Origin of the sequence: uncultured Succinivibrio sp. (assembly GCF_902756765.1) — a bacterium.
Lineage (GTDB): Bacteria > Pseudomonadota > Gammaproteobacteria > Enterobacterales > Succinivibrionaceae > Succinivibrio.
Genome location: NZ_CACVSS010000068.1, coordinates 1 through 10,530 on the forward strand (window position 1 = coordinate 1; position 10,530 = coordinate 10,530).

The 10,530-nt window shown below is 41.3% G+C and carries 11 protein-coding genes and 1 pseudogene; 9 read left to right on the plus strand and 3 right to left on the minus strand.

Annotated features, from left to right (window positions below; genetic code table 11):
- Positions 1 to 181, plus strand: a 181-nt coding sequence (locus QZU45_RS09080) for a hypothetical protein (protein ID WP_295354418.1), incomplete at its 5' end; no start/stop codon positions are given.
- Positions 182 to 283: 102 nt separating this feature from the next.
- Here QZU45_RS09080 and QZU45_RS09085 read toward each other — a convergent pair.
- The 3 genes from QZU45_RS09085 to QZU45_RS09095 are packed head-to-tail and all read right to left on the minus strand — an operon-like array spanning position 284 to position 3,619.
- Positions 284 to 1,615 (minus strand): MATE family efflux transporter, encoded by a 1,332-nt coding sequence (locus QZU45_RS09085; protein WP_295354420.1) that lies wholly within the window; start codon positions 1,613 to 1,615, stop codon positions 284 to 286.
- Between the two features lie 18 nt (positions 1,616 to 1,633).
- The gene (locus tag QZU45_RS09090; protein ID WP_295354422.1) at positions 1,634 to 2,764 is read right to left on the minus strand and encodes a M20 family metallopeptidase; all 1,131 of its coding nucleotides are present in this window, start codon (positions 2,762 to 2,764) and stop codon (positions 1,634 to 1,636) included.
- Between the two features lie 9 nt (positions 2,765 to 2,773).
- Positions 2,774 to 3,619, minus strand: a complete 846-nt coding sequence (locus QZU45_RS09095; RefSeq protein WP_295354424.1) for a MetQ/NlpA family ABC transporter substrate-binding protein — start codon at positions 3,617 to 3,619, stop codon at positions 2,774 to 2,776.
- Between the two features lie 124 nt (positions 3,620 to 3,743).
- On the opposite strand from QZU45_RS09095, the gene QZU45_RS09100 reads away from it, so the two are divergent.
- The 8 genes and pseudogenes from QZU45_RS09100 (at position 3,744) to QZU45_RS09135 (ending at position 10,492) form a co-directional block, all read left to right on the plus strand.
- Positions 3,744 to 4,772 carry an ATP-binding cassette domain-containing protein gene (locus tag QZU45_RS09100; protein WP_295354425.1) on the plus strand — a complete coding sequence of 343 codons (1,029 nt, stop codon included), beginning with the start codon at positions 3,744 to 3,746 and terminating at the stop codon, positions 4,770 to 4,772.
- Positions 4,772 to 5,449 (plus strand): methionine ABC transporter permease, encoded by a 678-nt coding sequence (locus QZU45_RS09105; protein WP_295354427.1) that lies wholly within the window; start codon positions 4,772 to 4,774, stop codon positions 5,447 to 5,449. The genes QZU45_RS09100 and QZU45_RS09105 overlap by 1 nt, the downstream gene beginning before the upstream one ends.
- A 188-nt stretch (positions 5,450 to 5,637) precedes the next feature.
- On the plus strand, positions 5,638 to 7,032 hold the full coding sequence (ffh, locus tag QZU45_RS09110) for a signal recognition particle protein (RefSeq protein WP_295354430.1): 1,395 nt from the start codon (positions 5,638 to 5,640) through the stop codon (positions 7,030 to 7,032).
- A gap of 281 nt (positions 7,033 to 7,313) precedes the next feature.
- Positions 7,314 to 7,544, plus strand: a pseudogene (gene rpsP / locus QZU45_RS09115) (30S ribosomal protein S16); the annotation flags it as partial.
- A 144-nt stretch (positions 7,545 to 7,688) separates the two neighbouring features.
- On the plus strand, positions 7,689 to 8,219 hold the full coding sequence (gene rimM, locus QZU45_RS09120; RefSeq protein ID WP_143075466.1) for a ribosome maturation factor RimM: 531 nt from the start codon (positions 7,689 to 7,691) through the stop codon (positions 8,217 to 8,219).
- Positions 8,219 to 8,962, plus strand: coding sequence for a tRNA (guanosine(37)-N1)-methyltransferase TrmD (gene trmD / locus QZU45_RS09125; RefSeq protein WP_074942810.1), 744 nt, complete (start codon positions 8,219 to 8,221; stop codon positions 8,960 to 8,962). The genes rimM and trmD overlap by 1 nt, the downstream gene beginning before the upstream one ends.
- A gap of 37 nt (positions 8,963 to 8,999) precedes the next feature.
- Positions 9,000 to 9,353 (plus strand): 50S ribosomal protein L19, encoded by a 354-nt coding sequence (gene rplS, locus QZU45_RS09130; protein ID WP_295354434.1) that lies wholly within the window; start codon positions 9,000 to 9,002, stop codon positions 9,351 to 9,353.
- A gap of 398 nt (positions 9,354 to 9,751) precedes the next feature.
- Positions 9,752 to 10,492, plus strand: coding sequence for a phosphatase PAP2 family protein (locus tag QZU45_RS09135; RefSeq protein ID WP_295354437.1), 741 nt, complete (start codon positions 9,752 to 9,754; stop codon positions 10,490 to 10,492).
- Positions 10,493 to 10,530: the final 38 nt, after the last annotated feature.

A 10,530-nucleotide genomic window follows, 5' to 3' on the forward strand; every position in this document is an offset into this window, starting at 1 on the left:
GCTTAAATGGAATAAAGATGCCCAAACAGCTCTTGAGCAGATAAAAGAGAAACACTACACCGAATCTCTTGAAGATTACTGTGGCAATATTATTTTAGTAGGAATTAACTATGATAAATCCACAAAGGAACATTCCTGTCTTATCGAGCAGATGAAAAAGAGCCTTGACACTCCAAACTAATATATCAAAGAAAAAGAAGTGGTAAAGATATATACGGCTTAAACCGTGTAATGTAGGCAGAACCATGGGCTTTTCGGCAATATTTGGAAAGTAAGATGTAAGCTATACTGCCAGCCTCTTTTTTTCGTACAGATAAGCTGCAAACATAATTGAAAAGCCTATAATCCAGCCTATAGGCATGATGGCACAGACCCCTATATAGCCGAATTTCTCCAGCAGCAGATCAATTATGAAAAAGCGCAGGCCAAGCTCAAAGAAGCTTGAGATGAGAGGGTATCTGGCAAGACCAAGTCCCAACAGTGTATTCTTCAGAACCATGATCATGCCGAAGAAGATATAGAAACACACATAGACGTATAATGTCTCCTGAGCGAGTCTTATAATCGTGAGGTTGTTACTTTCAATGAAAACCTCAATGAGGGGCTTAGAGAACAGTAATACCAGCGCTGCCAGAAATACGGTGATTCCGATATTGAGTATAAATCCCTTTTTAACACCGTCGGTTATTCTCTGATAATAGCAGGCTCCATAGTTTTGTGCTGTAAAGACAGATATTACCGAACCTAGGGCAATATAAAGCTGGGTGAAGATCTGATCAACAATAATCGCTGTGGCAAAGGCTGCTACGGCATTAGTTCCCAGACGATTGATACCGCTCTGCAGAACCAGCGTACAAAGAGATATCACACACAGTTGCAGGCCCATAGGAATTCCAATCCTGATGTGCTTAAATAAAAAAACAAAACTGAATCTGAAATCCTCTAAGGTCAGTCTTAATTCTGGAAATCTTCTGTGAATATAGATATAACAGAGAATGTCTGAGACTGTCCAGGCTACAACCGTTGCATAGGCGGCACCGGCAATTCCCAGCTTGAATACCAGGATAAAGACCAGGTCAAGACATAGATTTAAAACCGAGGAGATAATAAGAAAATAAAGCGGAGTCTTACTGTCTCCCAATGCTCTCATGATGCAGGCTAAAAGATTGTATAGAATCAGTGGTAGAGTTCCTGCCACGATTATATACATATAGGTATGTGCCAGCTCCATGATCTCCTCTGGTGTATGCAGAAACCTTAGAATACGGTAGGATAGGGGAAGAATCAGAATCGTAACGCCAATGGCAATAACAACCGAGAGAATGGTTGAAATTGCATATGATTTTTTTATGAGGTCAAAATTCTTCTCGCCGAATTTCTGGGCAGTCACAATGGTAAAGCCCTGAGTGGAGGCAAAGATAAAGCCGAAAACCAGAAAGAATATTGGACCGGTGGCGCCACAGGCAGCAAGAGCATCTAGTCCAATGATTCTGCCCACGATTAGCATATCGAAGAAATTGTATAACTGCTGAACACTGTTGCCGATGATAATCGGAATAGCGTAGACAATTATCGATCTGTAGATATTGCCGCGGGTCAGAATGTCTGAATGCATGTAATCCTACTACTGTTTCTACTGATTTTTGAGCTCATAAAACCTGGTCATAATATTCTTGAGCCAGGCAACTGAGGTGTTCACTGAATCAATATCCAGCCATTCTCTGTCAGTATGACAGTCACCGCCAATCGGACCGAAGGAATCTAAAACCGGAAGACCGCACTGTGAGATATGATTGCCGTCTGATACCCCTCCTGATGACTGGAAGGTACACTTAAATCCAAGCTGTTGTGCTGATTCGCTTACAATCTTTTTGAGCTCATCAACACCATCAACCATAATCATTGGAGGGTTTAAAACCAGAATCTTATATTCTGCGACAATGTCCTTACCAAATGGTTTTTCAAATTCGGCTTTGAACTTTTTGAAAAACTCATCCCACTGTTCATTGGTCCAGAAACGAACATCAATTCGGGCTTTGCATTCCTGAGCGATAGCGTTGGCTATGCTGCCACCCTGTATGGTTCCGAAATTAACGGTAATATCCTTTGTGGCAAGAGCATTGATTCTAAAAATGCAGTTGGCCATAGCATTGATGGCACTTCTTCCTTTTTCCGGACAGAATCCTGCGTGAGCACCTACACCATGCATGAAGACATCAATATGGGATATTCCTTTGCGTCTTTCTGTTATAAGTCCAAGCTTTTCCTGTGATTCAAAGACCAGGGCATAGGAGGATTTTTTAGCATATGAATCAATCCATGGAGTTGAGGCGGGACTTCCAATCTCCTCATCCGGATTGAACAGAACTGCAATTGAAAGTGAGTTAAGAATTTTCCTGTCCAAAGTGCATAAGGCAAAAAGAATTGCCAGACAGCCATTCTTCATGTCTGCGACACCTGGACCATAGGCTTTGCCGTTCTCTATTCTGAATGGTCTCTCTTTTGCTGTTCCTTTTGAAAAAACAGTATCAAGATGTCCTGAGAGCAGCAGATCATAATGATCTGTATCAGGTTTGTTGGTTGCGAACATGCCATGACCAACCTTTTCGCCAAGATCAACTTCTTCAACATGAAAACCACTGTCAGAGAACAGCTTGCAGAAAATACGGCAGACACTGGTTACTCCTTCAGGATCAGTACTGCCGCAATCGATATTAACTACCTTTTCAAGTGCTCCAAGGTAGTCTTTAAGATTTAAGATCATGAATAGGCTCTATTTTACAAAACCGCCTTTAGCGCCAGCCCATGCTGGAAGGAAAGCTCCCTTGTAGGCATTAAGAATGGTATCTGCTACAGCATCAGTCTGATATGCTTCTACAACCTTCTTAAGCTCAGGATCGTTGGCTCTATCTTTTTTAGCTGCGATAACATTGATAAGTACTGCTGCTGCAGGATTTACCTTTGGATCAATATTCTCCTGATAGATTGAATCAGTGCTTGGGTTCAGCTGTGCAGTGTAGGCATTGCCTCCGTTGATTAGAGCTGCACTGACATCAGGGAGAATTCTTGCAAGAATTCCTGACTCAGCTTCGCGAATCTTAATTTTCTTGACGTATTCTGTAATATCAGCTTTGGTTGGAGTATAGCCTTTAGAAGGATCAACCTTGATAAGTCCTGCTGACTCTAAAACCTTAAGAGCGCGACCTCCGTTGGTTAAATCAGATGGAATGGCAATGATATCACCATCCTTAATATCTTTTATGGACTTAATCTTATCCTTGTTGTTGAAGATGCACAGAGGGGTAATTATAGTGTCACCGATATCAACAATTTCGTAGCCATTGCGCTCAATGTCATTCTTTAAGAATGCCTTGTGCTGGAATGCATTAAGATCAATTTCTCCATCATGCAGTGCGCGATTTGGAGTTGCATAGTCCGAATATCTTACCAGCTTAACCTTAAGATTATCTTTCTTTAGGAGTTCATTTACTGTATCCCACTGTGCTACATAATCTCCTACTACACCAACCTTAATCTCCTTGAGATCATCTGCATTTGATGCAAAAGCGGTAATAGACAGTACAGATGCAAGAAGTATGTTTCTGAAATTGAATCTCATATTTTTACCCTATATCTTCTGATTGTAATCTAAAAAATTCGCTCTGAATAAGGATGCAACTTATTTTTGAGGCTTTCTGATAATGTATAATTCTATTGTTAATATTTCAACAAGCTAACTTAAAATGATCAAACTTGAACACATAAGTAAAACATTTACTCAGAAAAAAAGAAGAGTTGAGGCTCTAAAAGATATAAACCTTGAGATTAAAGATGGAGAGATTTTCGGAATCATCGGCTTCTCAGGTGCAGGAAAGTCAACACTTGTCAGATGCATAAATCTTCTGGAACGACCAACTGAGGGCAGGGTAATCATTGGCGATACCGAACTGACCTCTCTTGAAGACAGTAAGCTTCGCAAAATCCGCCAGCGAATCGGAATGATATTTCAGCATTTCAATCTGATGCCATCAAGAACTGTCTTTGAAAATATCGATCTTCCTTTAAAACGCACTGGTATGGAAAAGAAAGCGCGCATAAAGAAAATCGAGTCTTTACTGGAAATGGTTGATCTTTCTGATCGCCGTGATGCTTATCCATCTCAGCTTTCAGGCGGACAGAAGCAGCGTGTCGCTATTGCAAGAGCTTTAGCATGTGATCCTGAAGTCCTTCTGTGTGATGAGGCAACCTCTGCACTAGATCCGCAGACTACAGAACAGATCATAACTCTGCTAAAGGATCTTAATAATAAGCTCAATCTGACTATTGTTGTTATCACCCATCAGATGTCAGTAGTAAAAGATCTCTGTGACAGAGCTGCGGTTATGGAGAATGGCTGTGTCGTTGAGTGTGGCAGAGTCTACGATCTTTTTGCCGATCCTAAGGCTCCATTAACCAAACGTTTTCTGGATACTGCCTCAAATATTAAATCTTTTATGGATATTCTCCATCAGAAAGGCTCTCTGGCAGATATCAAAGAAGGAACAAACATCTGGTCTCTAACCTACACAGGTGAGTCTACTGGCGAGGACCTCATGACTCAGATCTGCGAGATATATAAGGTAAGAATCAACATTCTTTATGCAAATATTGACTATATAAAGGGGGCTCCTCTGGGTAGACTTGCGGTACATATCTCCGGAGAACCTTCTAAGATTGAAGAGGCGGTTAAATATATAAAGGATAAGGGTGTTAAAGTGGAGATCTTAAAATAATGAATATTATAAATACCTTAATGCCTAACTTTGAGAGGCTAGCAGAGGAATTCTACGAATGCCTGTATCAGACAGTGATTATGGTTCTTGTTTCAGGAACTATTGCCTGGGTTCTGGGGGTGGCTTTAGGGGTAACTCTGGTTGTTACCCGTTCAGGCGGAATCATGCGTAACCGACTGGTATTTAACACTCTGGATCGCTGCATAGATGTGATTCGTTCAATTCCGTTCATTATTCTTATGGTACTGCTGATTCCATTATCCCGTTTTATTGTAGGTACGGGGTCAGGTCTTGAGGGCTCCTTTGTTGCTCTGGTATTTGGCACAGTGCCATTCTTTTCTCGACAGATTGAGCAGGTGCTCTCCGAGATTGACGGTGGGCTAGTTGAGGCAGCTCAGTCAATGGGCCTGTCTCCTTGGGAGATTATCTTCAGTGTATATCTTAAGGAGAGTATTCCTGGTATCACACGTGTAACCATGATTACCTTTGTATCCTTCATTGGAATAACAGCCATTGCCGGTGCTATCGGTGCCGGTGGCCTTGGTGACTTTGCCATAAGATACGGTTATCAGATGGGCTATCGTGACATGATCTGGCTGACGGTAATTGTTATTCTGCTTATGATCAGTATCTTCCAGTTCATAGGCAATTTCATCATCAAAAAGACAACTCACTAGTTCCAGCCATGCAGATGTATCATTCTCTCGAACTGGTACATCTGCATGAAACAGTTCCAATTTCAGAAATCTTTTAAAGTTGTTTTCTTGAGTATTCCTTTCACAATTTGCGCAAAATTCAAAATTTATTTCGTATCTGTTATAATTCAAAATCCTGTAGTTTCGATTTTTTTTAAGAGCTGACTTCAATGTTCGAGAATTTAACCCAAAGATTGACCCGTACCCTTAAGAATATAAGTGGTAAAGGCCGTATTACTGAAGAAAACATCAAGGATACCTTACGAGAGGTCCGTACTGCCTTATTAGAGGCCGATGTTGCACTTCCTGTTGTTAAAAGTTTTACCAACAGAGTAAAGGAAAGAGCTTTAGGAGCTGAAGTTAATCTGAGTCTGTCTCCTGGTCAGGAGTTTATTAAGGCTGTTCATGCCGAACTTATTGAGACTCTGGGCGGACAGATAAGCGAAATCAATCTGGCTCATCAGCCTCCTGCTGTTATCCTACTGGCAGGTCTACAGGGTGCAGGTAAAACTACTTCTGCTGCAAAATTAGCTCTGTTCTTAAAAGAACGTATGAACAAGAAGGTCCTTTTGGTTTCTGTTGATACCTACAGACCTGCAGCTATGGATCAGTTAAAGACATTGGCTGTTGAGATTGGCGTTGACTGCTATCCATCTGATCCTAAGAACAAGCCTGAGGATATTGCTACTGCAGCTTTAAAAGAAGCTAAGTTACGTGCCTATGATGTAATGATTCTTGATACTGCAGGTCGACTGGCAGTAGATGAGGAAATGATGAATGAGGTTAAGAGACTTCATGCTCTGACCGATCCTATCGAAACCTTCTTCACTGTTGACGCGATGACAGGTCAGGATGCAGCTAATACTGCCAAAGCCTTTGGAGAAGCGCTAGATCTTACAGGTGTAATTCTAACCAAGGCTGACGGTGATGCTCGAGGCGGTGCAGCTCTAAGCGTAAAGGAAATTACCGGCAAGCCAATCAAGTTCATTGGTCTTGGAGAAAAGATTGTTCCTTTGGAGCCTTTCCATCCTGATCGTATTGCAAGCCGTATTCTTGATATGGGTGATGTGCTGTCTCTTATTGAAGATCTGCAGCGCAATACTGATATGGAGCAGGCTAAGAAGGTTGCTCAGAAGATTAAGTCAGGAGAAGGATTTACCTTTGACGATTTCAGAGATCAGATTGCTCAGATGAAGAAGATGGGCGGTATGTCCGGTCTTCTAGATAAACTTCCTGGTATGGGAAACATTTCAGACCAGCTTAAGGACAAAGTCAACGACAAGTCTCTTCTTCACATGGAGGCAATCATTAACTCCATGACAAAGAAAGAGCGAATTCATCCAGAAATCATCAAGGGCTCACGAAAGAAGAGAATTGCAATGGGTGCAGGAGTAGAAATCCACGAGGTTAACGTATTGCTGCGCCAGTTTGATATGACCCAGAAGATGATGAAGAAGATGGGTAAAGGTGGACTTCGCAAGATGGCTGGTGCAATGAAAGGCATGATGGGCCAGATGGGAGGCATGGGAGGCATGGGCGGAATGGGGAATTTCTTCCGCAGATAGTCCCTACTTTTCTTTTCCGTAATTCAGCTTCGTTTTTTTTCTCTAATCGAAGCTGAAATATTTTTTTTTATATTATTTATTTTTACTATTCAAATATTTCTTCTATCTTCTTTTAACACCTTGTTATTCAAAATAATTTACATATATAAATGTTGGCAGAAAATAAAATTCCAATAGTGATGTTGATCTTGTTTTTTTCTTTAAAAGGTGTAAAATACTGCAACTGTTTTTGTATGATGACTTTTCATCATGATTGTTTAACTAAATATAGGTAATGCGAAATGGTAGTCATTCGTTTACGTCGCTTAGGTGCGAAAAAGCGTCCATTTTATCACGTAATTGTTGCAGACAAGCGTTTTGCTGCAACTGGTCGTTTTATTCAGCAGGTTGGTATTTTCAACCCAATCGCTAAAGGTAAAGAGATTCGTCTTCGTCTAGATCTAGAAGCAATCAATGCTTGGATTGCTAAAGGCGCACAGCCTTCAGATCGTGTAAAGCGTCTTCTTGTTGAGAACGAGATGGGCGAAGAGGCTGTTTTAAAGGCTAAGGCTGATAAGCACGCAGCAGCTGTAGCAGCTAAGAAAGCAGCTGCAGAGGCAAAGGCTAAGGCAGAAGCTGAAGCTGCAGCATCTGAGTCAGCTGAGGCTTAATAAGCTTTGACTGATACACCGCGTCCAATGGGAGCTTTAGGCTCATCATTTGGAGTATATGGATGGATGAAGGTTCGTTCATATACGCAGCAACCTGAGGACCTTTTTGACTACTCGCCATGGTTTATACGTCAGCGCGGGGCGGAATGGCGTGAGGTCCAGGTTGAAGAATACAAGCCACATGGTAATGATTTTATTGTTAAGCTTGATGTGGCATCAACTCCTGAGGAAGCTAAGCTTTATGCAGGAGCTGAAATTGGGATTAGGCGCTCAAGCCTACCTCCTGTACCAGAAGGTACTGTATATCTGGCTGATCTTGTTGGTTGTCAGGTTATCGGACTGGAAGGTGTAATGCTCGGTAAAGTATCGAGAATTAGGGATTACGGAGCTGCTCCCTTAATGGAAGTGTCTCCCTCTGACCACCTGGCAAAGGAACGCAAAGAAAAATTCTTAATTCCTTATGTCGTTGGCCCGATTGTTAAAGCAGTTGATCTCAATGCAAAAACAATCGAGGTTGAGTGGGGCGTAGATTACTAATGTATTTTGGTGTCATTACGCTCTTTCCTGAGATGATTGACGCTGTAACTAAATTCGGCGTAACTCGAAGAGCTTGTGAAAATGGCCTAATAAAGGTCGATTGCATAAATCCTCGAGATTATACTGAAGATAAATTCGGCAACGTGGACGATAAACCTTATGGTGGTGGTCCGGGAATGCTGATGCAGGTACAGCCATTAAGAGATGCTCTTAGAGTTGCTCGAAGTCAAGCACCGAAGGATACTAAAGTTGTATGTATGTCTCCTCAAGGCGTACAGCTCAATCACTCGTTGGTCACAGATATCCACAGTTGGGGCTCTGTAATTCTTATAGCGGGACGCTATGAGGGTATTGATGAGCGTGTCCTTCAGAAGGAAGTCGATCTGGAGGTTTCTGTCGGTGACTACGTCCTCTCAGGGGGTGAACTCCCTGCCATGTGTATCATCGATGCTGTTTCAAGAATGGTTCCTGGTGTATTAGGAAACATTCAGAATGCGCAAGAAGATTCTTTTGCTCAAGGTTTACTGCATTTTCCGCAGTATACACGTCCAGAAGAAATTGATGGAATGAGAGTTCCTGAAGTTCTGATGAGTGGTAACCATGAGAAGATAAGAAACTGGCGCCTACAGCAATGTCTTGGTCGTACATATGAGAGAAGACCTGATTTGCTGAAGAATCGTGAGCTTACCAAGTTAGAACGTAAGCTTCTTGATGAATATCTTCAAGAACACGATTTAAAATAGTTTTTTTGTTTATCCTTATTAATGGAAGGTACTAAAAATGGCTAGCAATCCAATTATTGACCAGCTAGAGAAAGAGCAGATTCGTACTGATATTCCTGAGTTCAACCCAGGTGATACCGTACGTGTTGAGGTTAAGGTTGTTGAAGGTGACAAGACCCGTCTACAGGCTTTCGAAGGCAATGTTATTGCAAAGCGTAACCGCGGTTTAAATTCATCTTTCACCGTTCGTAAGATGTCATCAGGCGAGGGTGTTGAGCGTGTATTCCAGACTCACTCTCCAATGATTGCTTCTATTAAGGTAACCCGTCGCGGTGATGTTCGTCGCGCTAAGCTATACTACTTACGTGATCGTACCGGTAAGGCTGCACGTATCCGTGAGAAGATTAACTAATCAGTTAATTTTTTCTGAATATAGATCCCTTGTCTTATGGCAGGGGATTTTTGTTTAAATTCTCTATATTTTCTCATCTCAATTCTATTTCTTTATCAGCCTCATCAATTTTTAGGCCTTTTTGACTTTTGTCTTGTCTGATGTTTTTTATGTATAAGGACTAAGGCTATTGGTGTGTCTTGGTTCAATTTGTCTAATCTGAATTCTTTCAATAATTACTATTGCATTTTGTGATTCAGTGCGTTTTCAAATATTAATTAAATGATGTCATTATTGTTTTTAAGCAAAAGTGTTTTGGTTTTATTTCATGGTATGGCATTCTATTTGTGGATTTTGTCTTTCTTCAGAAGGCAGAATGAATGGCAACAATTAAACAATCATATAGGGACTACATAACTATGAAATTTAAGAACGTCATCTTAGCTACAATGTTTTTATCAACCGCTACTTTTGCTGCTCACAATGACGTAAGAACAGCTCCAGAAAAATATTACCTGAATGCTTCTGACGTAGCTGACAGCTTAGCTTTGTTACCACCTCCTCCAGCAATGGACAGCATTACCTTCTTAAATGATCAGGCTCAATATAACAAGGGCTTCATGTTGCGTAAGACTGAAAGAGGTGCTCTGGCTGCAAGAGATGCTGAGATTGATGCTAAGGGAGTATCTGCAGCTTTATCAGAGGCTTTTGGAATGAAGATCTCAAAGGATAATACCCCTCAGATCTACAAGCTAATCAGCAAGATGGTTGAAGATGCTGGTGATCTTGCAACCAGAGCTGCAAAAGAGCATTACATGAGAGTTCGTCCCTTTGCTTTTTATGGTGTTAATACCTGCAATATGAAGGATCAGAAGACTTTATCTACTAATGGTTCTTACCCATCAGGACACACTGCAATTGGCTGGGCAGAAGCTTTAGTTCTAGCAGAGATTAATCCTTTCAGACAGAATGAAATTCTGAAGAGAGGTTTTGAGATGGGCCAGAGCCGTGTAATCTGCGGTTACCACTGGCAGTCTGATGTTGATGCTGCTCGTGTAGTTGCTTCAGCTGTTGTTGCTCGTTTACATGCTAATGATGAGTTCAATGCTCAGTTAAAGCTTGCAAAAGAAGAGTTCAAGCAGAAATCAGAAGTTAAATAATATCTGATGTCATAATAGAATTAAAAAGCTCAGAATAC

Coding starts and splice junctions, on each gene's coding strand:
- QZU45_RS09085 (WP_295354420.1), bottom strand. CDS start 1,615: ATGCATTCAGACATTCTGACCCGCGGCAATATCTACAGATCGATAATT.
- QZU45_RS09090 (WP_295354422.1), bottom strand. CDS start 2,764: ATGATCTTAAATCTTAAAGACTACCTTGGAGCACTTGAAAAGGTAGTT.
- QZU45_RS09095 (WP_295354424.1), bottom strand. CDS start 3,619: ATGAGATTCAATTTCAGAAACATACTTCTTGCATCTGTACTGTCTATT.
- QZU45_RS09100 (WP_295354425.1), top strand. CDS start 3,744: ATGATCAAACTTGAACACATAAGTAAAACATTTACTCAGAAAAAAAGA.
- QZU45_RS09105 (WP_295354427.1), top strand. CDS start 4,772: ATGAATATTATAAATACCTTAATGCCTAACTTTGAGAGGCTAGCAGAG.
- ffh (WP_295354430.1), top strand. CDS start 5,638: ATGTTCGAGAATTTAACCCAAAGATTGACCCGTACCCTTAAGAATATA.
- trmD (WP_074942810.1), top strand. CDS start 8,219: ATGTATTTTGGTGTCATTACGCTCTTTCCTGAGATGATTGACGCTGTA.
- rplS (WP_295354434.1), top strand. CDS start 9,000: ATGGCTAGCAATCCAATTATTGACCAGCTAGAGAAAGAGCAGATTCGT.
- QZU45_RS09135 (WP_295354437.1), top strand. CDS start 9,752: ATGAAATTTAAGAACGTCATCTTAGCTACAATGTTTTTATCAACCGCT.